Source organism: Thioalkalivibrio sp. AKL12 (genome assembly GCF_000377925.1).
In the GTDB taxonomy this organism is placed as follows: Bacteria; Pseudomonadota; Gammaproteobacteria; order Ectothiorhodospirales; family Ectothiorhodospiraceae; genus Thioalkalivibrio; species Thioalkalivibrio versutus.
This window is the reverse complement of sequence record NZ_KB898891.1, coordinates 206,898-231,009: the sequence shown is the minus strand read 5'-3', so window position 1 is coordinate 231,009 and position 24,112 is coordinate 206,898. Positions and strand designations below refer to the sequence as shown.

23 protein-coding genes are annotated in these 24,112 nt (G+C 64.8%); 22 read left to right on the top strand and 1 reads right to left on the bottom strand.

The window, feature by feature from the left end; translation table 11 throughout:
* Positions 1-4 precede the first annotated feature (4 nt).
* The 17 genes from D579_RS0103585 (at position 5) to D579_RS0103505 (ending at position 15,579) form a co-directional block, all read left to right on the top strand.
* Positions 5-721, top strand: coding sequence for a 4Fe-4S dicluster domain-containing protein (locus tag D579_RS0103585; protein WP_018938848.1), 717 nt, complete (start codon positions 5-7; stop codon positions 719-721).
* Positions 714-1,625 carry a CoB--CoM heterodisulfide reductase iron-sulfur subunit B family protein gene (locus D579_RS0103580; protein ID WP_018144004.1) on the top strand — a complete coding sequence of 304 codons (912 nt, stop codon included), beginning with the start codon at positions 714-716 and terminating at the stop codon, positions 1,623-1,625. The genes D579_RS0103585 and D579_RS0103580 overlap by 8 nt, the downstream gene beginning before the upstream one ends.
* Before the next feature lie 111 nt (positions 1,626-1,736).
* The gene (locus D579_RS0103575) at positions 1,737-2,183 is read left to right on the top strand and encodes a glycine cleavage system protein H (protein ID WP_018168416.1); all 447 of its coding nucleotides are present in this window, start codon (positions 1,737-1,739) and stop codon (positions 2,181-2,183) included.
* 8 nt (positions 2,184-2,191) lie between these two features.
* Complete coding sequence (locus D579_RS0103570) at positions 2,192-2,599, top strand: DsrE family protein (protein WP_026287984.1); 408 nt, start codon at positions 2,192-2,194, stop codon at positions 2,597-2,599.
* Between the two features lie 36 nt (positions 2,600-2,635).
* Entirely contained in the window at positions 2,636-3,073 is a 438-nt protein-coding gene (locus D579_RS0103565; RefSeq protein WP_077276997.1) for a glycine cleavage system protein H, read from the top strand.
* Positions 3,074-3,178: 105 nt separating this feature from the next.
* Positions 3,179-4,360, top strand: coding sequence for a radical SAM protein (locus tag D579_RS0103560; RefSeq protein WP_018144000.1), 1,182 nt, complete (start codon positions 3,179-3,181; stop codon positions 4,358-4,360).
* Positions 4,353-5,444 (top strand): biotin/lipoate A/B protein ligase family protein, encoded by a 1,092-nt coding sequence (locus tag D579_RS0103555; RefSeq protein WP_018951140.1) that lies wholly within the window; start codon positions 4,353-4,355, stop codon positions 5,442-5,444. Before D579_RS0103560 ends, D579_RS0103555 begins: the two co-directional genes overlap by 8 nt.
* A 25-nt stretch (positions 5,445-5,469) precedes the next feature.
* Positions 5,470-6,552 (top strand): NAD(P)/FAD-dependent oxidoreductase, encoded by a 1,083-nt coding sequence (locus D579_RS0103550; protein WP_018951139.1) that lies wholly within the window; start codon positions 5,470-5,472, stop codon positions 6,550-6,552.
* 54 nt (positions 6,553-6,606) lie between these two features.
* On the top strand, positions 6,607-7,779 hold the full coding sequence (locus D579_RS0103545) for a radical SAM protein (RefSeq protein ID WP_018938853.1): 1,173 nt from the start codon (positions 6,607-6,609) through the stop codon (positions 7,777-7,779).
* 284 nt (positions 7,780-8,063) lie between these two features.
* Positions 8,064-9,341: an OmpP1/FadL family transporter gene (locus D579_RS0103540; protein ID WP_018951138.1), complete on the top strand. Its 1,278-nt coding sequence runs from the start codon at positions 8,064-8,066 to the stop codon at positions 9,339-9,341.
* A gap of 205 nt (positions 9,342-9,546) precedes the next feature.
* Complete coding sequence (locus D579_RS0103535) at positions 9,547-10,503, top strand: hypothetical protein (RefSeq protein WP_018951137.1); 957 nt, start codon at positions 9,547-9,549, stop codon at positions 10,501-10,503.
* Between the two features lie 154 nt (positions 10,504-10,657).
* Positions 10,658-11,086: a hypothetical protein gene (locus D579_RS0103530; RefSeq protein WP_018143994.1), complete on the top strand. Its 429-nt coding sequence runs from the start codon at positions 10,658-10,660 to the stop codon at positions 11,084-11,086.
* Between the two features lie 3 nt (positions 11,087-11,089).
* Positions 11,090-12,133 carry a lipoate--protein ligase family protein gene (locus D579_RS0103525; protein ID WP_018951136.1) on the top strand — a complete coding sequence of 348 codons (1,044 nt, stop codon included), beginning with the start codon at positions 11,090-11,092 and terminating at the stop codon, positions 12,131-12,133.
* 39 nt (positions 12,134-12,172) lie between these two features.
* Positions 12,173-12,556: a hypothetical protein gene (locus tag D579_RS0103520; protein WP_018951135.1), complete on the top strand. Its 384-nt coding sequence runs from the start codon at positions 12,173-12,175 to the stop codon at positions 12,554-12,556.
* 53 nt (positions 12,557-12,609) lie between these two features.
* Positions 12,610-13,815 carry a glycine betaine/L-proline ABC transporter ATP-binding protein ProV gene (gene proV, locus D579_RS0103515; protein WP_018951134.1) on the top strand — a complete coding sequence of 402 codons (1,206 nt, stop codon included), beginning with the start codon at positions 12,610-12,612 and terminating at the stop codon, positions 13,813-13,815.
* Between the two features lies 1 nt (position 13,816).
* Positions 13,817-14,659 (top strand): proline/glycine betaine ABC transporter permease, encoded by an 843-nt coding sequence (locus D579_RS0103510; protein WP_018143990.1) that lies wholly within the window; start codon positions 13,817-13,819, stop codon positions 14,657-14,659.
* 50 nt (positions 14,660-14,709) lie between these two features.
* A complete protein-coding gene (locus D579_RS0103505; protein ID WP_018951133.1) occupies positions 14,710-15,579 on the top strand; it encodes a glycine betaine ABC transporter substrate-binding protein in 870 nt (289 codons plus the stop codon).
* Between the two features lie 530 nt (positions 15,580-16,109).
* On the opposite strand, the gene D579_RS0103500 is transcribed toward D579_RS0103505, so the two are convergent.
* Positions 16,110-16,427: a hypothetical protein gene (locus tag D579_RS0103500; RefSeq protein WP_018143988.1), complete on the bottom strand. Its 318-nt coding sequence runs from the start codon at positions 16,425-16,427 to the stop codon at positions 16,110-16,112.
* A gap of 251 nt (positions 16,428-16,678) precedes the next feature.
* On the opposite strand from D579_RS0103500, the gene D579_RS0103495 reads away from it, so the two are divergent.
* The 5 genes from D579_RS0103495 (at position 16,679) to D579_RS0103475 (ending at position 23,918) form a co-directional block, all read left to right on the top strand.
* Positions 16,679-17,539, top strand: a complete 861-nt coding sequence (locus tag D579_RS0103495; protein WP_018168425.1) for a CbbQ/NirQ/NorQ/GpvN family protein — start codon at positions 16,679-16,681, stop codon at positions 17,537-17,539.
* On the top strand, positions 17,536-20,091 hold the full coding sequence (locus D579_RS0103490; RefSeq protein ID WP_018951132.1) for a nitric oxide reductase activation protein NorD: 2,556 nt from the start codon (positions 17,536-17,538) through the stop codon (positions 20,089-20,091). Before D579_RS0103495 ends, D579_RS0103490 begins: the two co-directional genes overlap by 4 nt.
* A complete protein-coding gene (locus D579_RS0103485) occupies positions 20,088-21,305 on the top strand; it encodes an acetoin utilization protein AcuC (RefSeq protein ID WP_018951131.1) in 1,218 nt (405 codons plus the stop codon). The genes D579_RS0103490 and D579_RS0103485 overlap by 4 nt, the downstream gene beginning before the upstream one ends.
* 303 nt (positions 21,306-21,608) lie before the next feature.
* Positions 21,609-22,502 (top strand): PEP-CTERM domain protein, encoded by an 894-nt coding sequence (locus D579_RS0103480; RefSeq protein WP_018951130.1) that lies wholly within the window; start codon positions 21,609-21,611, stop codon positions 22,500-22,502.
* A 246-nt stretch (positions 22,503-22,748) separates the two neighbouring features.
* Positions 22,749-23,918, top strand: a complete 1,170-nt coding sequence (locus D579_RS0103475; RefSeq protein ID WP_018938861.1) for an aldo/keto reductase — start codon at positions 22,749-22,751, stop codon at positions 23,916-23,918.
* The last annotated feature ends 194 nt before the right edge of the window (positions 23,919-24,112 follow it).

The following is a 24,112-nucleotide window of genomic DNA, read 5'->3' as shown; positions in this document are numbered from 1 at the left end:
CGTCATGGCAATACATGAAAAAGCACTGATCGAGGACGAACGACTCCAGCAGCACGACGAGCTGGTGGTCGACGGGGTGGATGTTTCCGGTCACTGGAACACCATGATTGCCCCGCGCACGGTTCGCGATTACGACGACGATTTCGAGGCGAAGATCCAGACCTACACGGGTGCGGAGAACGTGCACCGCTGCTGGCAGTGCGGGTCCTGCACCAACTCCTGCACGATGTACGCGCAGAATGTGCAGTTCAATCCGCGCTACTGGATCTACCTGACCCGGCTTGGCATGAAGGAAGAGCTGGTCAAGGACAAGGACATCATCTGGCAGTGCGTTTCTTGCAACAAATGCACGAACATCTGCCCGAAGGACGTGAAGCCGGAAGGCGTGATGAAGGCCCTGGCGCACTGGATGGAAGAGGAAGGGATCACCGAAAAGACCCCGTCCAGCATCTTCGATGAAGAGTTCGCCGACCAGATCTACAAGACCGGCCGCATCGAAGACGGCAAGGTGATGCAGAACTTCTTCAAGAAGACCGGCCAGCCGCTTCTGCAGGAATGGCTGAAGGTGTTCGTCTTCCGCATGATGAAGCACCTCCCGGTGAAGCACCTGATGGCGATGGGCTTCAACACGATTCATACGCCGCGCACGAAGTCCTGGGGCAAGACCGGGGACGTGCTGAAGAGTTACGTGCGCGAACAGAAGGAGGCCGCTCATGGCTAAGGTTGCTTACTATCCGGGTTGCGCACTTGAGGGCTCCGGTGGGCCGTACGATCGCTCCACCCGCGTGCTGGTGAAGGCGCTGGGGCTCGAGATGGAGAACCTGCGCGACTGGAACTGCTGTGGCGCGATGGAGGTGAAGAACGTTCACCCCATGCTGCAGACCTACCTGTCCGCACGGAACATGGCGATCGCCTCCGAGCAGATGGGCATGGACACCGTGATGGCCCCCTGCAACGGCTGCTATCACAACCTGAAGAAAGCCGAGTTCGAAACCGCCACGTCGGAAGACGCGATGAACACCGTGCAGGATCTTGCGCGTCAGTCGGATGATCCGGTCTACAGCGGCGACGTTCGTACCCTGCACCTGCTCGAGTGGCTGATGGAAGAACTCGGCCCGGAAGGCATCAAGCAGAAGATGACCAAGAGCCTGAACGGCATCAAGGTCGCGAACTACTACGGCTGCATGTACACCCGTCCGCGGCAGATCTTCCCGGAGAAGGACAATGGCCCGGGCTCCGACTCCAGCTATCAGCCGCACTTCATGGATGACCTTCTGGGCGCCGCGGGTGCCGTGAACGTCGAATATCCGTTGAAGACGTCCTGCTGTGGTGGTGCGCACACGTTGTCCGATTCCGATACCTCGACCCAGCTGGTGCTGAACCTGCTGCAGTCGGCGGAAGACTCCGGTGCGGAAGTGATCGCCACCGAGTGCCCGACCTGTCACTCCGGTCTGGAGATGCACCAGGTTCGTGCCGAGACCGAGTTCGGCATCAAGACCGATGTGAAGGTGCTGTACTTCACCCAGTTGCTGGGTCTGGCCATGGGCCTGTCCGCGCGGAAACTGGGCATTCACGAGAACGTGAGTGACTCGATTGGCCTGTTGAAGGAGAAGGGGGTCATTTGATCCCTGGACCCATGCCCGGCATGGCCCATCGATGACTTTGGAAGACGGGCGCCTGGCGCCCGTTTTTTTGTGTAGGCACGGGTCCCCGCGGTCCCGGGAATGAGGCGAAACATGGATTGCAACGGCTGCGAGTTTCACCCTGAACTGTTCTACGACGACGAATTCCAGATCTGGCTTCGGCGCGAGGACGACGACACCCTGACCGTGGGCATGACCGACCTGTCGCAGACGATTGCGGGCAAGATCATCCACGTGCGGGTGCGGCGGCCGGGTACGCGGCGACCGCCGGGCAAGCCGGTTGCCACGATCGAAAGTGGAAAGTGGGCGGGTCCGATCCCCAACTTCATCGACTGCAAGATCGTCGAGGGGAACGAGGAAGTGCTGGAAAACCCGGTGCTGCTGAATTCCGACCCCTACAATGCCTGGATTGCCCGAGTCGAGCCCACCAACGGGATCGAGGCCGCGCTGGAGGTGTTCCTGACCGGGGACAAGGCCGAGGAAGGCTACTGCAAGCGGGCCAAGGACGATGACATCCAGTGCCAGCGAAAGCTGCGGTGAGCGGGACCATGGCTGATATCGACGACGATTATTACCTGGACAACGACGAGCAGACGGTCGTGATCATCATGACCTCGGGCCCGTCGACGCCCGGCCGTTGCGCCACGCCGTTCTATCTCGGCGCGGTCATGGCCTCGATGGATGTGGACGTGCACATCTTCTTCACCATGGAGGGCGTGCGCCTGATGGAGCAGGGTGTAGCGGATGATCTGCGTGCCATGGAAGACGGCAAGTTGATCAAGGACTTTATCCAGGACGCAAAACGCGCAGGCGTGCGCTTGCACGTTTGCCAGCCCGCTCTGCCGGGGTATAGAATCGACGCGTCTTCGGATCTCATCGACGATGTCGATGAAGTGAATCGGGCGAGCGAGTTAGCCGACCTGATACTACGCAGTGATAAAACGATAACGTTTTAATTTTCCCGCTTTATTTGAATATTCCTGGAGGAAGACATGGGTGCAGTTCGGGGTTGTGATATTCCGGAAGATCTGATGTACAACGTTGAAAACAACGTTTGGGTGCGCAAGGAAAGCGACGGTACCGCCACCGTCGGTCTGACGTCCTACGCCTGTTCGCTGGCGGGCACGATTGTGTCCTACACCCCGAAGAAGGTCGGCAAGACGGTCAAGAAGGACAAGTCCTGCACCACCGTCGAATCCGGCAAGTGGGTGGGTCCGGCCAAGACCCCGGTCACCGGTGAAGTCACCGAGACCAACGACAAGGTTGCGGGTAACCCGGGCCTGATCAACGAAGATCCCTACGGCGAAGGCTGGCTGATCAAGCTGAAGCCGGAAGACTGGGATGGCGAAATCGGCGACCTGAAGACCGGTTCCGACGCCCATGCGGCCTTCGAAGCCAAGATGGAAGCGGACGGTTTCGGCGGCTGCTAAGCCCCGATCCGGTCCGGGCCGCTGACCCGTTGCGGTTGGCGGCCTCTTTTTTTCGGTAATACCCGAGTAAAACCTTCAAGAAATGCGCCGACCCGGAGACCGCCGATGACAAGCTGGAACGATGTAATCCAGCGGGTAGAGCCCCTCGAGGACGTCCCCGTCGATCCGTTGCTGGTTGATGACCTCCAGCATAGCCTGCAACACGCCGGGGATCCGGGTTCGGTGCACTTTTATACCCCGACCTTCAAGTCCTACCAGTCCAGCGAGCTGGCCGATTGTGGCAAGAGTGCGTGGCCTGCGATGTCCATCACCGGTGGTGATTGCAAGCTGGCCTGTGACCACTGCAAGGCCAAGATCCTGGACCCGATGATCCCCGTCCGCACCCCGGAGGATCTCTGGCGCCAGGTGAATGGTGTGATCGAGTCCGGCGCCCAGGGCATGCTCCTGACCGGTGGCTCGAATCATCGCAACGAGGTGGAATACGACCCGTATTACTCCACCATCCGGCGCATCAAGGACGAGTTCCCCGAATTCCGCATTGCCATGCATACCGCACTGGTGGACGACGACATTGCGCTGTCCATGGAGCAGGCGGGAATCGATGCGGCGATGATGGACGTCATCGGTGCCCAGGACACCATCACGCAGGTCTATCACCTGCGGCGCAGCGTGGACGACTTCGAGCGCACGCTCGAGAGCCTGGTGAACACCAACATGAAGGTGGTCCCGCATATCGTGATCGGCTTGCACTACGGCAAGCTGCTGGGCGAATGGAATGCGCTCGAGATGCTGGCGCGCCACCTGCCGGATGCCGTGGTGTTGGTGGTGGTCATGCCGTTCTACGCGCCGGCCAGTCGCCCGTTCGAGACCCCGGATGTGCATGCGGTGGGACGCTTCTTCCACGACGCCCGCGCGCGCCTGGGTGATACCTCGCTGCTGCTGGGCTGCGCCCGTCCACCGGGCGAGGCCAAGAGCCAGATCGACAGCTACGCCGTGATGGCGGGCCTGTCCGGGATCGCCCACCCGGCGGAAGGGGTGGTGGAACTCGCCGCGCGCCTGGGCAAGAAGGTGCGCGTGACTCCGGCCTGTTGCTCGATCGCTGTCGGGGACGAGGTGATGGCCGAAGACGCCGGAGCCGCCAGTGGCGTCGAACTGGACCTGGACACCATCGTGGCCGAGGAAGCCCGCCGTCGCGAGCAGGAGCGCAAGGCGCGCCAGGGGCTGGGCGGCATTCGCATCGTCACCGAGGGGGGCGAGGTTGCAGCCGGAGGTGGTTGTCATGCCTGAGCGCGACCAGACGACCCTGCGCATCCTCGATACCGGGCTGCGCCCGGCCGCCGAGAACATGGCGTTCAACCGCGCCCTGCTGGAATGTCATCAGGAAGGCGCATCGCCACATACCCTGCGCTTTTTGCAGTTCCAGCCCTGTGCCCTGGTGGGGTTCCACCAGAACGTGGACCAGGAGATCAACACCGAGTACTGCCAGGAGAACGGCATCGCCATCCAGCGCCGCATCACCGGCGGTGGTGCGATCTATTTCGATGCCACCCAGCTCGGTTGGGAGCTGTATCTGGACAAACGCTTTCTCGGTTCGGCCGACATGGGTCAGATTGCCGCGCGCATCTGTAACGCAGCGGCGGCCGGCATGCGTTCGTTGGGCGTGGACGCGCAGTTCCGCCCGCGCAACGATATCGAAGTGGATGGTCGCAAGATCTCCGGTACCGGCGGCGCCTTTGACGGCGATTCGATCATGTACCAGGGCACGTTGCTGATCGAGTTCGATGTCGAGGACATGCTGCGCATCCTGCGCATACCGGCGGAGAAGCTTTCCAACAAGGCCATCGAGTCCGCGCGCGACCGGGTGGTGAACCTCGCCACGCTGCTCGACGAGATGCCCGCACTGGATGTGGTCAAGGAGGCCATTGCGCGCGCCTTCGCCGAGGAGTTCGGGGTGCGCACCGAAGCCGCCGACCTGCTCCCGGAAGAACGCCGCGCCTTCGACGAGGCGCTGGCCGACATCGATACCGAAGAGTGGGTGTATCAGCGCAACCGTCCGGCGACCGATGCCCCGATGTTCGAGAGCATCTCCAAGTCCGATGGCGGGCTGATGCGGGTGGGCGTGGCGCTGGACCCGGAGCGCAAGCGTCTGAAGCAGCTGTGGATTACCGGGGATATCTTTGTGAAGCCGGCCCGCACGATCGCCGATCTCGAGGCGGCCCTGCGGGATACGCCGCAGGCGGAGATGGAGGAGCGCGTGCGCGCCTTCTTCGCCGAACGCGATGTCGAGATGCTCCAGCTGAGCGCGGATGACTTCATCGCCGCGATCCAGTCTGCGCTGGCGCAGGCCGAGGTCGAAACGGTCGCGGAATGATGAACGGAACACGAGGTTTTCGCTAATGCTGCCCGCCGCGGTGGATGTGCTGGTCGTTGGTCTGGGCCCGGGCGGGGCCTCGGCCGCGCGTGTGTGTGCCGAGGCCGGGTTGTCGGTGCTCGCGGTCGAGCGTAACAAGGCCTTCGGCGAGCCGGTGCAATGCGCCGAGTTCATCCCCAACCCGATGGGCGCGTACGCGCAGCCCGACGGCGTGTTGCTGCAGCGGATCGACGCGATGCAGAGCTTCCTGCCCTCCGGCGCGGTGGAACATTCCGACTTCCCGGGCCTGATGGTGGATCGCGGCGAGTTTGATCGCGCCATCATCCGTGCCGCCGAGGCGAACGGGGCGCAGCTGGTGACCTCGACTCCGCTGGTGGCGGTGGACGCGGAGCGTCATACCGCCCGGCTGAAACACGCCGGTGCCGAACATGAGATCGGCTATCGCGTGCTGATCGCGGCCGATGGGCCGCATTCGCCGGTCGCCGAGTCGCTGGGCCTGCCGGCCCTGCCGACGGTGCAGACCCGCCAGTACACCGTGCCGCTGAACAAGCTCTACACCGCCACCGATGTCTGGCTGTCCGATGACTACCCGGGCGGCTACGCCTGGCTGTTCCCCAAGGGCCAATGGGCCAATCTCGGTCTGGGCGCCGACAAGCGCATTGCCGGTGATCTCAAGGCGCCGCTGGAATCCCTGCATGCCCAGCTGGTCGATCAGGGTCTGCTGGGCGAGGAGATCCGCTACCGCACCGGCGGGGCGATCCCGGTCGGCGGCCTGCGGGAGTCGCTGGTCGCGGGCGACGTGCTGTTCGTCGGCGACGCGGGTGGCCTGACGCACCCGATTACCGGTGCCGGTATTGCCGCAGCGGTGGTTTCGGGCGAGGCCGCCGGCGAGGCCGCGATCGGCCACCTGGGAGGCGACGCCGAGGCCCTGGCCGACTATGACGAGGACATGCGCGACCAGTACGGGCCGGCGCTGGATCGCGCCTGCGACCGGCGCGCCTTCCTCAACGAACACTGGCGAACCCCACGGGCGCAGGAAGATGCCACTCAGCGCCGCGGATGGATTGCATTTTCCGAGTATTTCAACGATGGTGACCGGGCCGCGTAATCGGCCCCGGTCGACGGATGCCTGGCATCCCCGTGACAACGCTGGAGGAATTCCATGAGTGCAAGTGCAGAGGAGATGGTCGCGCCGATCAACTTTTATCGGCCCGACTATCACATCAAGACCCCGGACATGCGTTCGCCGGAGTACGTGCAGATGTCCACCGCGGCCGCGATCACGCTGGGCCTGGTGCCGGGCACCATGCATCGCACGTCCTGCACGCACTGCCTGAACCTCCTGGTCACGTACCCGGAAGGCTGCCGTGCCAACTGCTCCTACTGCGGCCTGGCCCGCCACCGCGAGGAATCGCGGGATTACGCCGACCGCAACTTCATCCGCGTCGACTGGCCCACCGCCAAGTACGACGAGGTGATCGAACGCGTGAAGAACCACGCCGACGGCGGCCAGTTCGAGCGCATGTGCATCTCCATGATCACCCACCCGAACTCCGATGCCGACACCGTCGAGCTGCTGGAGCGTTGGGTCGCCGAGGTCAATCACATCCCGGTGTCGATCCTGTCCAATCCGACCACGATGAGCTATGAAGACCTACAGCTCCTGCGGGACAAGGGTGCGGACATCTTCACCGTCGCACTGGACGCGGTGACCCCGGAGATCTTCGAGCGCACCCGCGGCAAGGCGGTCGAGAGCCCGCACAGCTGGGACAAGTACTGGCAGTCCATCGAGTGGGCCGCCGAGATCTTCGGCCCCGAGAAGTTTGGCGCGCACCTGATCTGCGGCATGGGCGAGACCGAGGAAGAGATCCTGCAGGTCTGCCAGCGCATTCGTGACCTGGGCGGCCACAACCACATGTTTGCCTTCTTCCCGGAAGAGGGCTCGCTGATGGAAGACTGGAACCCGGTCCCGCGTGACCAGTGGCGCCGCGTGCAGCTGGGTCGCTTCGTCATCGACTACGCCGGTGGCCGCATCGACGACATGAAGTTCAATGCCGACGGCCAGGTCGTGGACTTCGGTCTGCCGCAGGCCGAGGTGGAAGAACTGATTGCCTCCGGCAAGCCGTTCCAGACCTCCGGCTGCCCCGGCAAGTCGGACGAGGAAGTCTCGGCCTGCAACCGCCCGTATGGCGATTCCAGCCCGACGGACATCCTGTCCTTCCCGTTCGCGCTCAACTCGACCGATGTCGGCTTCGTCCAGCGGCAGATGGCCGGGGAGGATGTCGGCACCTTCGACTTCGACGCCGACGAGGCGGAAGACGAGAAGACAGCCTGAAATCGTTAGTGGTAGTATCCTGCGAAAGCCCCGGTACCCCCGGGGCTTTCGCACGTCAGGGGATCAATAAGACTTTTTGAATATTCAGGTTTCGAGCAGGGTTATCAAGGCCATTCGTCCGAGTGCCCTTGAACACACCTGCCGAAAAACTCGCGCCACGGTCGGTCACCGCGGCGCGAGCCGTGGGAACACCACCAAGACCGGACCGGCGGCGATACAAGGGGGCCGCGCGGAACCGGGGTGTTCGCACAACACAACAAGAAGACCACCAAAGGAGATATACAATGGAAGCACGCATCATTCGCCGCAGCGTGGTGACGATCGCGGTCGGCCTGGCCATGGGCTCTGCCGGCGTCGCGCACGCCACCAACGGCTACTTCGCCCACGGCTACGGCACCAAGGCCAAGGGCATGGGGGGCGCCGGCATGGCGATCTCCCAGGATTCCTACGCCCCGGCCATCAATCCCGCCGGCATCGCCGGTATGGAAAGCCGTATCGACGGTTCTCTCGCTTACTTCCGTCCCGAGCGCTCGGTGACCTTCACTGGTAGCCCGTCGATTGATAGTGATAGTGAAAACTTCTTCATCCCGTCGATTGGCTACGTCCAGCAGATCGATGAGAACCGTTCGTGGGGTATTGCCCTGATGGGTAATGGCGGGTTGAATACGGATTATCCCGCGTTCCAGAACCCTGGATGCCCCGCGCCCCCGCAAAGTGCCGGAACGGGCGTATTCTGCGGTGGCTCTGCCGGCGTTAATTTGGAACAGCTCGCGATCATCCCGACCTACGCGCAGAAATTTGCGGATGGTCGTGTGAGTGTCGGCTTCAGCCCGATCATCAGTTACCAGCGGTTCGAGGCTAAAGGGATTGGGGCCTTCGCTGTTAACCCGCAGACTGGGGACCCGGCCAGCGTGAGCCCCGAACATGTCAGCGACAACGGTACTGACACGACTTGGGGCTACGGTGGCCAGATCGGTTTCCAGGCAGACGTGGCGGATGGTGTGACCCTGGGCGGTAGTTATCGCTCCAAGATCCGTAACGGCGATTTCGACGACTACCGCGGTCTGTTCGCGGGTGGCGGCAGCTTCGACATCCCGTCCACCTATGGCCTCGGGATCTCCGCGGCAGTGACGCCCTCGGTTACGGTCACCGCTGATTATGTTCGCATCAACTATTCGGATGTGGATGCGATCTCGAACCCCAGCACCAATCAAGCCCTGCTGGGTTCCGCGGACGGCCCTGGTTTCGGCTGGCGCGATATTAATGTGTTCAAGATGGGTGCGCAGTTCGAGACGGCCAATGACTGGACGTGGCGAGTCGGTTACAACCGCGGCCAGAACCCGATCCGTTCCCGGGATGTGCAGTTCAACATCCTGGCGCCGGGTGTGATGGAAGACCATTTCACGGCTGGTTTTACCAAGGCCTTTGGCGATCAGCATGAATTGAACTTCGCCGCCATGTACGCGCCATCGAACAGTGTTACGGGGCAGACGCAGTCTGGTGAGGCCACGATCGAGATGAAGCAGTACGAGCTCGAGATCGGGTACGCGTACCGGTTCTGATCGGGAGGCCCGGGCGGTCGCCTGACCGCAGCGGGTCTCGGTGTTACGCGCCCGGGAGGGGCGCCTGGCCTTGAGGGGAAGGCCGGATCCGCCAGGGAGGGCGGGTGACCCCGAGGTTCGTGACGCACTGGGGGGGTGCGTTCCGGGCCCTTCTTCCTGCCGAGCATTCCGCTCGAACCTATTAGTGAATTCAAAGGAGGATGCCATGCGAGCAATCCACGCCTTGCGCGGGAGCGTCCGTGCGGTCGGCATGGTCGCGGCGGTTGCGCTGTTCGCGGCGAGCCAGACCGTGGCGGCCGATACCTATCGCCCGTTTGTACTGGCCTACACCGAATCGGGGACCGATGTCTCCGGCGAGGCTGCCAGTGTGCGGGAACGCCTGGAGGGGGCCGATTTCCGGTTTCTGGGCGAATACCCCATCAGTAATGACCGACACGTGGTCGTGGTCACCCACGATGACCTTCTGTCCGTCGCCGGCTCGGAGGCGCGGGGTGGCTATATCGCCCCGATCCGCGTGGCCGTAACCGCGGTCGATGGCGAGCTGCAGGTGAGCTACAACAACCTGGAGTACTTCCGCCACGCCTATCGCCTGGATCGTCCGGTCACGGGTGTCGCCAACCGCCTGTCCAGCACTCTGGGTGCCGAACGCGAGTACGGTTCCGAGGACGGGCTGAGCGAACGTGATCTCAGCCGTTATCGCTATACCTTTGGCATGGAGCGCTTTGATGCCCCGTACGAGCTGGCGAGTCATGGCTCCCGGCGGGCGGCGCTGAACGAGCTGGATGGCAATCTCGCATCCCGTGTCGCCGGGGTCAGCGAGGTCTACCGGGTGGACATCCCGGGGCAGGACGTCACCGTGATCGGCGTGGCCGTGCGCGAGGCCGACGGGGCCGCCCAGGACTCGGCCGACCTGCACCAGCTCGGCATCGTGGACGTGGGCGAGTTCCGCCATACCGCGACCGTGCCGCTGGAGATCATGGTCCGCGGGGGTGAGGTGGAGGCGCTGCACATGCGCTTCCGCAAGGCGCTGCATTTCCCGGATCTGCGGATGCTGGGGGACAACAGCTTCATGCGTCTGCGCAGCTCGCCTGGCGCGCTGGAGGAGACCCTGAAGGCGGTCGCCGGCTTTGAGGAACCGGAGGACAGCGGATTCGAGTGGTAACCCCGCTATAATCCGTACGCGCCACGGAACGGCGCAAGGGGTGACGGAATTCCCGCGTACCCCACTCAAGAACCCCGGTCTGCCGGGGTTTTTTTACGGCCCGGGCACGCAGTTGTTTTATGCTCCCGCAACACTCGCGGCAGGATGTACATCCATGAAATCGATGAAGATCGCCAATATTGGCGAGATCCGCAACGAACTCAACAAGTACAAGAAGGGCAAGAAGCTCGATATCCATCAGTTCAACCAGGTCGCGCGCCTGGCCTGGCTCGGAAAGATCGTGATGCAGCCGCTGGATCTGGAGGATGCCGAGTGCAAGTCCTTCCTGGTCTACATCCAGGAGCCGGAAGAGCTGGCCGCGCACTTTCTCGACACCGACCAGGAACTGTCCGGCGGCATCCATATCATCGATGGCGAGCAGGCCATGGCCATGGTCGAGATCATGCGCAGTGGGGTCGAGGAGCGTGCCAAGCTGTACGAGGATCTCTCGCGCAGTGACTTCTATTTCCGTTACTTCTACCAGCCCGGCCAGGAGGACAAGGCGGACGATCCCGCTGCCGGCCAGGACAAGACCGAGGGCTGACACTTGGTCGCATCGACGGTGACCCCGGAGTGGATCGACGCCGGGGCTCGCTCCGCCGAGGAACTCCACGCGCTGTATGCGGGGCTGGCGAGCATGACCTCGCCGGACGCCCCCCCGCGCGTACTCTGGACGCACGCCCGCGAGCCACATATTTCGGTCGGCGCCAGCCAGGATGCTGCGTCCGATCTGGACCTTGCGGCCTGTGCGGAGCAGGGCGTCCCGGTGGTGCGACGCCCGCTGGGCGGTGGCTCGGTCTGGGTGGATGCCGATCAGGCTTGTTTCTTCCTGGTCCAGCCGCGTCATGTCCTCGCTCGGGGGCATCGCCACTTGTTTGCCATGGGCCTGGGCATTGCGATGGATGTCCTGCGCGAGCTTGGGCTGGAGGGCGTGGAGGCGCGGGGTCAGGATGTCTGGGTCCAGGGGCGCAAGATCATGGGCACCGGCGCGGCCACGCTCGACGAGGGCTGCGTGTTCGGTGCCAGCTTCCTGCGGCACTTCCCGGTCGAGCGTTTTCTTGCCTGTGTCCATGCCCCTAGCGAGGGCTACCGCGACTGGCTGCGCCCGGCGCTGGAGACCGGCATGACGGATTGCGCCCGTCAGTGCCCGGAGCCGCCCGAGCCCGCGCAGGTCGAGGCCGCCCTGCGCGCGGTCCTGGAGCGCCGTTTCGGCGTGCCGGTGCGGGTGATCGAGCCGGACCGAGACACCATCGAACAGTGGCTGGCGGCCGGGCGCGAGGAGCTCGAGGATCTGGCCGACGGGCAGGGGTCGCCTGCGGTGCGCGACGGGATTCGGGTGAACCGCGACAACCACGTGTTCGAGACCCGCGGGGCCTGTGGGCGCCTGCGCCTGCACGTCGAGGGCTCGCACATCGCACGGGTCTGGTGCGAGGACCCGGCGACCACCGCCATCCTCGAGGAGCACCTGATTGGCGAGTCCCCGGAGCGCCTGCGCGTGCGCTCGCGCCTGAATGGCCAGCTCGACGCCCGCATGGTCGACGAGATCAGTGCCCGCATCGACGGGCTCTATCGCGGAATCGCGGCGGCCTGACCCGCCCATTTCGTTACCCACGAACGCCGGAGATGCCGTATGTCCGAACCGACGATCGAACGCCGCCTGGAGAAACGCGTCATCCTGATGACGCAGGATGCCGGCTTGACCGAGCGCATGCAGGCCCACCTGCCGCAGGGCTGGCAGTTACACCGTGTGACCGACCTGGATGAGCTCGGTCCGTGGAACGAGATCCTGCTGTATCGCTTCCTGCTGCTGGACCTGGACGAGATCGAGGCCTTCGACCCGCTGGACGTGATCCGGATGCTGCGCATGGAATACCAGATCAATCTTCCGGTATTCTGCTTCGGCGGGGATCAGGACATCCAGGACGAGATGCGCCTGGCCCGCGCCGATCGTTTCTTCGGGCGCGAAGAAATGATCGACAAGCTTCCCGAGTTCATTCGCCAGTACGACTGGTAACGGGCCCCGGTCCGGCCCGAGGGTCGGACGCAGCGTTACAGGGAGATCGTGGCATGGAACCCATCATCCGGGTGCGCGAGCTGTACAAGGTCTTCGGGCCGAACCCGCAGGAAGGCCTGCGCCTGATCGAGGACGGGCTGGACAAGGACACCATCTTCGAGCGCACCGGCAACACGGTGGGCGTGAAGGACTGCAACCTCGATATCGCCGAGGGCGAGATCTTCGTGGTGATGGGGCTGTCCGGGTCGGGCAAGTCCACCCTGGTGCGTCTGCTCAACCGCCTGATCGAGCCCACTGCCGGCACCGTGGAGGTCCGTGGGCGTGACGTCACGCGCATGAGCCAGCGCGATCTGATCCGGTTGCGCAGCGAGGATCTGGCGATGGTGTTCCAGTCTTTCGCCCTGATGCCGCACAAGACCGTGATCGACAACGCCGCGCTGGGTCTGGAGATCGCCGGGGTCGGCCGCACCCGGCGCCGTGAACGCGCCCAGGAGGCGCTGGACCAGGTGGGTCTCAAGGCCCATGCCCGCAGCTATCCGGATGAACTTTCCGGCGGCATGCAGCAGCGCGTGGGCCTGGCCCGTGCGCTGGCCACTGACCCCTCGATCATGCTGATGGACGAGGCCTTCTCGGCGCTGGATCCGTTGATCCGCACCGAGATGCAGGACCGTCTGCTGGACCTGCAGCGCGAGCACCGACGTACGGTCGTGTTCATCTCCCACGATCTCGACGAGGCGATCCGGATCGGGGATCGCATCGCCATCATGCAGGGGGGCGAGGTGGTGCAGGTCGGTACGCCGAAGGAAATCATCACGCACCCGGCCAACGAATACGTGCGCTCGTTCTTCCACGGCGTGGACATCACCCAGGTATTCCAGGCCTGCGACATCATGGACAGCGAGAACATCCCGGTACTGGATGCCGATACCACGGCCGGTGAGGCGCGCAACCGCATTGCCCACGTGCCGGGTAACGAGGCCGTGATCGTCGATGCCGGCGGGCGCTTCCAGTCCGTCGTCCAGGCCAAGCGTCTGGGCGAGCTTACCCTGGATCGCGCCGCCAGCGAGGTCGCGGTGGAGGTGGAGCCGGTCCCCGAGGATACGGCGCTGGCCGACCTGCCGCGGCGTGCTGCGCAGAGCCCGGTATCCATCCCGGTGGTGGATGGCGAGGGCCGGTTCCGCGGCCTGGTAACCCTGCGGCGCCTGGTCGAGGCCCTGGACCGCAGCCGCAACGCGGCCGCCGCGAACGGAGATTACTGACATGGAGGGGCGCATCAATATCCCGGTGGGCGACTGGATCGAGAGCGGAGTCGACTGGATCCTCGATAACCTGGAGCCGGCGCTGGACGGTATTGCCTGGTTCTTGGGGCTGCTGACCAATTCCTTCGAGGGGGCCTTGCTCGCGATCCCCGCCTGGCTGCTGGTGCTGGTGCTGGTGGGGCTTAGCTGGTGGCGGGTCAGCTGGCGCTTCGGCATCTTCGCCATCGTGGCGCTGGGCCTGATCCTCGGGATGGACCTGTGGGAGCCCACCATCAAGACGTTGTCGCTGGTGCTGGCGGCCACCGCCGTGGCGCTGGCGATCGGTATGCCGGTCGGGGTCGCGATGGCGCGCAGCGACTGGCTCGAGGCCTCCATCCGTCCGGTGCTGGATCTGATGCAGACCATGCCGCCCTTCGTCTACCTGATCCCCGCCGCAATCTTCTTCGGGCTGGGCACGGTGCCCGGCGCGATCGCCACGGTGGTGTTCTGCATGCCGCCGGTGGTGCGTCTGACCAATCTCGGCATCCGGCAGGTGAATCGCGAGCAGATCGAGGCCGGGCTGGCCTTCGGTTGCAATCGGCGCCAACTCCTGACCAAGATTCAGTTGCCTCTGGCGATGCCGTCGATCATGGCCGGCATCAACCAGACCATCATGCTGGCGCTCTCCATGGTGGTGATCGCGTCGATGATCGGTGCCGGCGGGCTTGGCAACACCGTGCTCACCGGTATCCAGCGGCTCGATGTCGGGCTGGGGTTCGAGGGCGGCCTGGGGGTCGTGATCCTCGCCATCCTGCTCGACCGGATCACTCAGAGCGTAGGACTGCGGCGCAAGGCGAGCAGTTGACCGGCCCTCGCGTCGCGCTATCCGTTTCACTCGAAGGAAGGAGTAGCACGATGAACAAGACACTGACTTCAACCCTGCTGGGCGGCGTGCTGGCCGCCTCCATGGGGCTCTCCACGGTCCAGGCTGACGATATCCAGATTGGCTGGACCGCGTGGTCCGACGCCGAGTTCGTGACCCGGCTGGCCGAACGCGTCATCGAGGACGAGATGGGCTACTCGGTCGATCTGATTCAGACCGATATCGCCCCGCAATACCAGGGTCTGGCCTCCGGCGACATCGACATGATGCTGATGGCCTGGCTGCCAGGGACCCACGCCGACTACATGGATCGTGTGGGTCAGGACGTGGTGAACCTGGGGCCGCTGTACGGAAACGCCCGCCTTGGCTGGGTGGTGCCGGACTATATCCCCGAGGACGAGCTCGGTTCCATCGAGGACCTGAAGAAGGACTCCGTGCGGGACAAGCTGAATGGCCGCATCACCGGGATCGACCCGGGCGCTGGCCTGACGCGGCTGTCGGAAGAGGCCATGGAGACCTACGGCCTGGATGGCTACAACCTGCAGATCTCCTCCGGGGCGGGCATGACCTCCGCGCTGGAACGCGCCATCCGTCGTGACGAGTGGATCGTGGTGACCGGCTGGAGCCCGCACTGGAAATTCGGCGCCCATGATCTGCGTTACCTCGAAGACCCGGAAGGGGCCCTGGGCAGCTTCGAACGGATCCATGCCCTGGCGCGTGAAGGCTTCGCCGAGGAGTACCACGACGTGGCGATGATGATCTCGCGTATGCACCTGGATCTCGAGGTCCTGGAAGACGCGATGTTCTACGCCCAGGAAAACTCCTACGCGGAGGCCGTGGATCGCTTTATCGAGGACAACCCGAAGTACGTGCAGTACTGGGTGACCGGCGTGATCGACTGATCACCGCAGGCCATGGCCATGCCCGAAAGCCCCGCTCCGGCGGGGCTTTCTTCGTCTGGGCCCCGACTCCATTGTTAACCACGAAGCGCACGAAGATACGAAGAAGGGCCAAGGCGATTGCACCACGGAGGACATGAACCGCACGCGGAAGCCCGATTCGGGGGCGGGCGACGGGTCGATCGGAACACCTTGTCGGCATTCTCCGGTCACCATGAAGACGCCCCTCCCTCGGCATCCCGGAAACCGCGCAGCGGTTATCCGGGATCGCCACTGCTGGAGATCACCCGGACGTCCGGGGGCTCGCCCGGGAGATCCCGGCTCTCCGCTTCGCTGCGGCCGGGATGACGAGGGGGTATGCGGGGCCGGGGATGACGAGGGGCGTGCGGCCGGGGATGACGGGGGCGTGTGGCAGGAGATGGCAAGGGACGGTTGTGGCTGGACCCGAAACGCGAAAGGCCCCGGGCAGGTTGCCGCGGGGCCTTTCGCTGTTGCCGTCCCCGATGGAGCGGGGCCGCGCTGGTCGGACTGGATCAGCCGATCCAGGCGTGTTCCAGCACGTCGATGCGGACCTTCTCGTGGAAGGTCTCGCCATTGCCCTCGATCACCAGGTCGCCAATGCGGGTGCCCGCGGTGTCGTAGCTGAACTTGCAGTCGAAGGTGCCCGGCAGGGACACGCTGCCCTCGCACAGGGTCTCGCCTTCCACGGAGAACGAGCACTGGGCGCTGCCGGAGCCGTTCAGCACGGCCTGCAGCCGGAATTCCTCGTTGACCGGACGGCGGTAGAAGTTCGGGTCGCGGTTCGGGTTGTACTGCAGGTTGTTCAGCTTGACGAGCTTGACAAGTTTCATACCGGGTCCTCTATTGAAGCGCTGAATCCGAGTGACGGGCGCATCCGCAAGACCAACCCCGCAGCCGTGGGGCGTTTGGTTCATGCAAGTGCGCAGGTTCGATAGAATAGAAACAGAGAATGATACAACAAAGCCTGCGGGAACACGATTGGCGGCCCGCCCAACGCGCAGCAGGGTAACGCCGCCCCCGCGCATACACCAGTCCCGGCCCCGCGGTCAGTCCCGACCGCGCGGTCGACATCGGAGATCCCATGAAGAACCTGATCAACCGCATCCGCGGTGTGGAACGCGACGTCATCGAGAAACCGGGGGACGCGGGCGACGCCCCGTTCTACAAGCCCCAGCGCGACGAGATCGAGATCTTCAAGGCGGCCTACTCGAAGCGCCTGCCGGTGATGCTCAAGGGGCCGACCGGTTGCGGCAAGACCCGCTTCCTGGAACACATCGCCCACGTCCTGGGCCAGCCGCTGGTGACGGTGTCCTGCCACGAGGACCTGACCAGCTCCGACCTGGTCGGGCGCTTCCTGCTGGAGGGCGAGGAAACCGTCTGGCAGGACGGCCCGCTGACGCGCTCGGTCAAGGAGGGTGCGATCTGCTACCTCGACGAAATCGTCGAGGCGCGTACCGACACCACCGTGGTGATCCACCCGCTGACTGACCACCGCCGCCAGCTTCCGCTGGACAAGAAGTCGCAGATCATCGATGCGCATGAAGACTTCATGCTGGTGATCTCCTACAACCCGGGCTATCAGACCGTACTGAAGGACCTGAAGCCCTCGACCAAGCAGCGCTTCGTCGGTATCCACTTCGACTACCCGGAGGAGGACGTCGAGCGCGAGATCGTGGCCAAGGAATCCGGTGGCCTGGATGCCGATCGCGTGGAGAAGCTGGTCGCCGCCGGGCGCAAGGCGCGCGCGCTGAAGGACCACGGTCTGGAAGAGGCCACCTCCACCCGTGCGCTGGCCTACGCCGGCGAACTGATGCAGGCGGGCTTGAGCCCGCGTGTCGCCTGCCGCGCCGCGATGATCGCCCCGATCACCGATGACCCCGAGCTGATCCAGGCACTGGAGGAGATCTTCGACGCCCACTTCCCCGAGTCCGAAGCGGCGTGAGTGACCCCGCGACTCAAGGCGGCGCGAAACCGGAGGCGGAAGAACTCGTCGAGATCGAGGAGATCCTCCAGCACCTGGAGGACATCAGCTTCGTCGCGCACCGCGATACGAAGGAGGCCCTGCCGGCGATTCGTCCGTTCGGGGCGACCATCGCGCGGCGCTGGATCGAGACCGCGCGCGACCTGTTTTTCCATGACCGCGAGGCCGGCAAGAGCTTCATGCGCCACTCGGCCCGGCTTGCCGAGCACATGCAGACGGTGGAGCTGTGGCTGGAGCAGGCTGCGCACTTTCAGGAGTGGGTGAACTCCAATTACGCCCTGGAAGGCTTCATGGCGCAGGCCGACCGGGTGTACGCGGAGTGGGGCGAGGCCGGCGAGCGCGAGTGGGCCGAGATCGGCCTGCGCTGGTGCGCACGTAGCCTGCCGGATGCCCGGGCCTATTTCGAGGCCCCATTCGACAAGCTCTCGGGCGGGCGCGGCATCGAGGGCCTGCGCGCCCTGATCGAGCCGGCCGAAAAGCTGTTCGACGAGCGTGGCCTGACCCTGGACGCCTACCTCGAGGGCGCCCCGATCGCCCGCAACCTGGTCGGCGACACGGGCCTGCTCTCCTGGGCGCGGCGCGGGGCGGACTTGCTGAAGGCCGGGCGCTCGCGCGGCGAGGCCTATTTCCGCCTGGAGAGCGACGAGAGTCTGAAGCTCCTGCTGGAGGCGCTGCCGGGCTTCCGCCCGCGGATGAACGGGCGCTTCCTGCGCCTGGTGCTGATGGCCTGGCTGGATGCCGACATCCCGCTGGCCGACTCCAGCTGGAAGCCGGGCGAGGGCCGCCCGATGCTCGAGACCGACGGGCGCCGCCTGTTCATGCCGGCCGTGATGGACTCCCGCGAGGAGGCGATCGTCGCCACCCAGCACGCGGCCGCGCATCTCGCCTTTGATACCTACGCGCAACCCGACGTCGAGCGCCTGTTCGAGCGCGCCGGCGCCGAGCATCCGCCGCTGGACGACAAGTCGCGCATCACCTGGCGCCCGTTGTTCGCTCAGTTCGAGGCGCGCATGTTCAGCTTCCAGGTCCTGTTTGACCTGGCCGAGGATCTGCGCGTGAACACGCGCCTGGCCCCGCGCATCCCGAACTTCCTGTCGCGCCTGGTGGAGCTTGCCCGGGCCCACGAGCGTCCGGAGGGTGCGGCCGGCATCTATTACGACTTCGCCCTGCGCGCCCACGAGGCCCTGCTGCGCGGCGAACCCCAGGACCCGCGCCTGGCGCGCATGCTGGAGCCGGACGCCGATATCGTCACTGCGTGGGCCGTGGGCGAGGAACTGTTCGCCGACGATACCTTCCCGGACATCACGATTGAGGAGCGTGCCGAGGCCTACCTGCCGGGGTTGTCGCTGAACCAGTCGCTGCCGGTCTACCCGCAGCGCAAGCGCGATGGCAGCCTGGCCGACTTCCGCGATCACGAGGCCCACGACGAGCACAAGCTCGAGCACCAGAAACAGGAAGAACAGCCGCAGCAGGCCCCGGAACAGGCGCAGAAGGACCCGGACGCGGATATCCAGACCCCGCAGCAGGAGACCTCCGGTACTGGCGGGCGCATCGGCACCGGCATACCGCAGCCGGCCCAGGTGGCCAAGCGCGGCGTACCCTATACGCCACGGAAGGACGGCATCCCGTATCCCGAGTGGGACTACCGCGAACAACGCTACATCTCCGACTGGGTGAACCTCTACGAGCGCGTGCTGGACGACGAGAACCCGGAGCTGGCGGCGACCATCCTGTCGGAGAACGCCGACACCCTGAAGCGTCTGACCCGCGGCCTGGAGATGCAGCGCCCGATGCGCCTGGCGCCACAGCGCAAGCAGCTGGACGGCGACGAGCTGGATACCGAGGCGGTGATCGACTACATCGCCGACAAGAAGGCCGGGCTCTCGCCCAAGGCCTTCATCTACCGCCGCCGCGCGGTGCAGCACCGCGACACCTCGGTGCTGATGCTGGCGGACATGTCCACCTCCATCATGGCGCGCCACCCGAGTGGGCAGGGCAAGATCGTCGACCGCATCCGCGAGGGGATGATGCTGTTCGCCGAGGCGATCGAGAAGGTCGGCGATCCCTACGCGCTCGCCGGCTTTGCCTCCAAGCAGCGTGACCAGGTCAACTACTACTGGTTGAAGGATTTCAACGAGGACTTGAACGACACCGTGCGCGCCCGCATCGCCGGGGTGTCCGGGCGCCTGGCCTCGCGCATGGGGGCGGGCATCCGTCACTCGCTGGAGGCGTTCAAGCGCAACTCCAGCCAGCGCCGCCTGTTGCTGATCCTCACCGATGGGCGCCCGGCCGACTATGACGACGGCGGTGACCAGCGCTATCTGCACGAAGACACCCGCATGGCGATGAAGGAGGCGGTGGATGCCGGTATTCACCCCTTCTGCATCACCCTGGACCCGTCCGGGTCCGAGTACCTGCCGGCCATCTTCGGGCCCGGGCACTACACCATCATCGACCACGTGGACGAGCTGCCGCGCCGTCTGCCCGAGATCTACCTGAGGCTGCGCCAGTGAATGCCACCCCCGAAGCCATCGATCAGGACGCCACAGCCCCGGGGTCGGAGCGCGCTCCGGCCCGGCGCCACGCGACCCTGCTGCATGCGCCGCGCTATCGCGGGCACAGCTACGGTGACAATCACCCCCTCGGTATCCCGCGCATCTCGCTGACCATTGACCTGATCGAGGCCTATGACGCGATCACCCCCGGGGAGATGGCCGTCACGCGCCGTGCGCAGCCGGCCGAGCTCGAATGGTTCCACACCCGCGAGTATGTCTCCGCGATGCAGCGCGCCGAGGCGCTGGGCAAGGTCTTCCAGCGCTACCGCGACCGCCACAACATCGGCAACTTCGAAAACCCGTTCTTCGTCGGCTTCTTCGCCACCCCGGCCACTGCCACCTTCGGTTCCATCCAGGGCGCCGAGGTCGTGCTGGGCGGGCAGATGGCCTTCAACCCGGCCGGCGGCATGCACCACGCCGCCCCCGACCAGGCGCGCGGTTTCTGCTACTTCAACGACCCCGCGCTCGCGATCCTGCGCCTGCGCCAGGCCGGTCAGCGTGTGCTCTATCTCGACATCGATGCCCACCATGGCGACGGCGTCGAGGCCGCGTTCATCGATGACCCGGATGTCCTCACCGTCTCCCTGCACATGGATACCGAATACGGCTATCCCTTCGAGGGCGGCCGCATCGAGGACACGGGTCCGCTCGGCAACGCCGTGAATGTGCCGCTGCCGAAGGAGACCAATGACAGCGAATTCCGCGCCGCCTTCACCCGGGTCTGGGACGCGGTGCTTGATCGCTGGCGGCCGGACGTGATTGTCGTCCAGGCCGGCACCGATGCCCTGCTGCCGGATCCGCTCGGCAAGTTCGGCATCTCCACGCAGTGTTTCCTCGCCTGCATCGACGACGTGATCGAGACCAGCCCGCGCCATGCGGATGGCACGCCGAAGCTGCTGGTCCTCGGTGGTGGCGGTTATCACCCCCTCGCGCTCGCCCGCTGCTGGACCGGCGTCTGGGCCCTGCTGACCGGTCGCGAACTCCCCGCCGCGATCCCCGCGGCCGGCCAGGCCTTGCTGCGCGAGGTCGACTGGGACATGGACGAGGAAGAGGCGTGGTACGCGAACCTGTTCGTCTCCCGCCTGGACGCCGACCGTTCCGGCCCCGTGCGTCCCGAACTCGAGGACCGCCTGGAGCGGCTTTTCCATACACACCCGCTGTTGCGCGGGTAGTGAAGAGACGCTGACCCATCACCGGCCCGTGACTGCGGGCACACACGATACCGAGCCTGGATTGCGGCTCCGCGTCTCCTGGGGCGCCCATCGGGTGTAAAGCTTTCCGACGGGGTTTCGGGCCGTTTTCCCGAAAAATGTCGGAATGGTTTACACGAGGCCCTTCGCGGTGAATCGGGTTTGAGAAGAGATCCCGATCAAACAGGGTCTTATCGGCTTTGGCGTGTGTCTTGCTTCGTAGTTGCTCGAGAGGGCGAAAGGCGCCCTGAGCGGCCAAAAGGCCGGGAGCCGGAGGTGAGTGTGATGCGCAAGTGGTGGAGTAAGCAGGTGGTGGTGCTAGCGGGCGTAATGCTCGCAGGCTCGGTGGCGAACGCGGCCATTATCGAGCTTCCGGACGTCGACGAGACCTATGACGGGATCCCGGTCGCCATTCAGTACAACGATTTCTATTCTTACTCCGGCTCGTTGCTGAACCAGTGGGGCTTCCTGTCGCAGGCCAACTACACCGGGCAGGGCACCGGCACGCTGGACCTGATTGTGGGCACGGGTGCGGGTGGTCAGAACAATCAGGGTATCGGGCCCGACGGCAGCTACAATTTTGAAGATCCCATGCCCTTCCCCGGTGGCGGCGCGAACGACTTCACCGGTAACTGGGGACTGGGTACCCAGGCCAATGGACCCGTGCTGGTGGACAACCTCCTGGCGTACCTGGATGCGATCAACCCGGGGGCCACGATCCCCACGTTCATCTTCGACCACAACCAGACAGGGAGGAACCCCGATCTGTTCGTCCAGGCCGAGGTCTTCATCTACGACCCCGTCACCGGGGAACGCGTGGCTCGCTGGATCTTCGACGACGGTAATGGCGGCCCGGTTCTCTCGCCCGGCGACGTCCAGGTGGTTGGCGAATCGGGCGAGGTGTACGAGGCCGATGCCAACAAGGGAAGCGGCAAGCTCGACTACATCGTGTTTGCCCCGACCATGGATCTCGGCCTGTTCTCCGGTGCGGGCTATCTGTTCGGGATCGATTTCTTCATGGACGACCTGAACAATGGCTTCGAGGAGCTCTATCTCAGCGGTCGATTCTCTACCACCGCCACTGAGGTCCCGCTGCCGGGGCCGGTCTGGTTGATCGGGCTTGGGCTCGTGATGCTGGGGGCCTTCCGCCGCTATCGGCATTCGGCCCCGGGCCTGTAGTCTCCGCTGGTTTCCCCTGCCGCCCCCTGGCTTCCGGCTCGGGGCGGCCTCTGACCCGCGCCCTGGCACATGCCGGGGCGCGGCTGTTTGTGCGGCCGTACAATGCCGCCGGTAGTGGCCCGCTCGCGTTGCGGGTTTTCGCAAATCCCGTCCGCTGACGTACGATTCTCCCCCACATCGGGTGGGTGAGGGTTCGGGGCATCCCGGAATCCGTCACCTGGGGCCCGCGACCAATCGAGGAGACGCATGCAGCCCGTGCAGAAACTGATACCCGGATACGCCAATGCCAAGGCGACGCGTCGTTACGCAGAGCAGTTCGTGTCCGAGGGCAAGGCCGCCGAGGGGCATTACAGCGAGTTCTCGCGCGCGAAGATGCGCCTGTCGAGCCTCGGGATCGGCACCTTCGGCGGGGCAGCCACCGCCGAGGTCGACGCGCAGATCTCCGCGATCGTTGCGCGTGGCCTGGCCGAGGGCGTCAACGTGGTCGATACCGGCGCGCACTACCGCTACGGCCGGTCGCTGGCCGCGGTGGGGGCCGGTGTGCGCACCGCGCTGGAGGCCGGGGTTGCGCGCGAGGCGATGTTCCTGATCTCCAAGGGCGGCTTCCTGACCCTGCGTGGTGGGCCTCCGGACGATATGGAGGCCTGGTTCCAGCGCGAGATCGAGGCCCAGGGCATGGGTACGAAGGATGATCTGGCCAAGGGCGCGCATCTGCTGACGCCGGAATACCTCCACTACCAGATGGAGCTGTCGCGCTCGCTGATGGGGGTGGAGACGCTGGACGCGTTCCTGATCGATCAGCCCGAAGTGCACATCCACGAGATCGGCAAGGAGCCGACCAACCGCAAGCTGGAGCCCGTGTTCGAGATGCTGGAGCGGGCGGTACTCGAAAAGAAGATCCGCACCTACGGCATCTCCACCTTCGAGGGATTCCGCGAGGAGACCGACGCGGCGGTGTTCCAGTCGCTCACCTCGATGCAGGGCCTGGCCGAACGCGCCGCGCAGACGGTGACCGGCGACGACCATGCGCGGCACCACTTCAAGATCGCCATGCTGCCGTTCAACCAGGTGATGCTGGAAGGCTTTACCCGCTTCAACACCGCGACCGGGCAGGGCAATGTGGCCAGCCCGCTGCAGGCCGCGCACCAGCTGGAGGTGTACATGATCGCGTCGCATTCCATGCTGAAGGGGCACTTGGCGAAACAGTCGGTGGAGGTGGTCGAGCAGCAACTGGCGAGCCTGCCCAACCCGGCGCAGCGCGCGTTGCAATTCAACCGCTCCACGCCGGGTCTGGGCACCTCGCTGGTCGGCATGAGCACGCCGGAACACCTGGACGACATGCTGGCGGTGATGCGCGAGCCGATGATGGACAAGAAGGCCTATCTCGGCATGTTCAAGAAGGCCGAGGAGGAATAACCCCGGCGCCATCTTTTTACCTCCCGTCATTGCGAGGAGCGCAGCGACGAAGCAACCTCCGTCCGGAACCACCGGATTCTGGATTGCGGGCGCGCTGCAAGCTTCAGGAGATTGCTTCGTCGCTGCGCTCCTCGCAATGACGGGCGACTTCGAATTTGTTCCGTATTGAATCGAAATCCACAAGGTCCGAGCCC

Bases quoted from the DNA above. Each gene is read 5' to 3' on its own strand.
- D579_RS0103550 (WP_018951139.1), top strand. From the start codon at position 5,470: ATGCTGCCCGCCGCGGTGGATGTGCTGGTCGTTGGTCTGGGCCCGGGC.
- D579_RS0103580 (WP_018144004.1), top strand. From the start codon at position 714: ATGGCTAAGGTTGCTTACTATCCGGGTTGCGCACTTGAGGGCTCCGGT.
- D579_RS0103555 (WP_018951140.1), top strand. From the start codon at position 4,353: ATGCCTGAGCGCGACCAGACGACCCTGCGCATCCTCGATACCGGGCTG.
- D579_RS0103500 (WP_018143988.1), bottom strand. From the start codon at position 16,427: ATGAAACTTGTCAAGCTCGTCAAGCTGAACAACCTGCAGTACAACCCG.
- D579_RS0103535 (WP_018951137.1), top strand. From the start codon at position 9,547: ATGCGAGCAATCCACGCCTTGCGCGGGAGCGTCCGTGCGGTCGGCATG.
- D579_RS0103480 (WP_018951130.1), top strand. From the start codon at position 21,609: ATGCGCAAGTGGTGGAGTAAGCAGGTGGTGGTGCTAGCGGGCGTAATG.
- D579_RS0103575 (WP_018168416.1), top strand. From the start codon at position 1,737: ATGGATTGCAACGGCTGCGAGTTTCACCCTGAACTGTTCTACGACGAC.
- D579_RS0103545 (WP_018938853.1), top strand. From the start codon at position 6,607: ATGAGTGCAAGTGCAGAGGAGATGGTCGCGCCGATCAACTTTTATCGG.
- D579_RS0103565 (WP_077276997.1), top strand. From the start codon at position 2,636: ATGGGTGCAGTTCGGGGTTGTGATATTCCGGAAGATCTGATGTACAAC.
- D579_RS0103540 (WP_018951138.1), top strand. From the start codon at position 8,064: ATGGAAGCACGCATCATTCGCCGCAGCGTGGTGACGATCGCGGTCGGC.
- D579_RS0103585 (WP_018938848.1), top strand. From the start codon at position 5: ATGGCAATACATGAAAAAGCACTGATCGAGGACGAACGACTCCAGCAG.
- D579_RS0103570 (WP_026287984.1), top strand. From the start codon at position 2,192: ATGGCTGATATCGACGACGATTATTACCTGGACAACGACGAGCAGACG.
- D579_RS0103560 (WP_018144000.1), top strand. From the start codon at position 3,179: ATGACAAGCTGGAACGATGTAATCCAGCGGGTAGAGCCCCTCGAGGAC.
- D579_RS0103510 (WP_018143990.1), top strand. From the start codon at position 13,817: ATGGAGGGGCGCATCAATATCCCGGTGGGCGACTGGATCGAGAGCGGA.
- D579_RS0103505 (WP_018951133.1), top strand. From the start codon at position 14,710: ATGAACAAGACACTGACTTCAACCCTGCTGGGCGGCGTGCTGGCCGCC.
- D579_RS0103475 (WP_018938861.1), top strand. From the start codon at position 22,749: ATGCAGCCCGTGCAGAAACTGATACCCGGATACGCCAATGCCAAGGCG.
- D579_RS0103530 (WP_018143994.1), top strand. From the start codon at position 10,658: ATGAAATCGATGAAGATCGCCAATATTGGCGAGATCCGCAACGAACTC.
- D579_RS0103520 (WP_018951135.1), top strand. From the start codon at position 12,173: ATGTCCGAACCGACGATCGAACGCCGCCTGGAGAAACGCGTCATCCTG.
- proV (WP_018951134.1), top strand. From the start codon at position 12,610: ATGGAACCCATCATCCGGGTGCGCGAGCTGTACAAGGTCTTCGGGCCG.
- D579_RS0103495 (WP_018168425.1), top strand. From the start codon at position 16,679: ATGAAGAACCTGATCAACCGCATCCGCGGTGTGGAACGCGACGTCATC.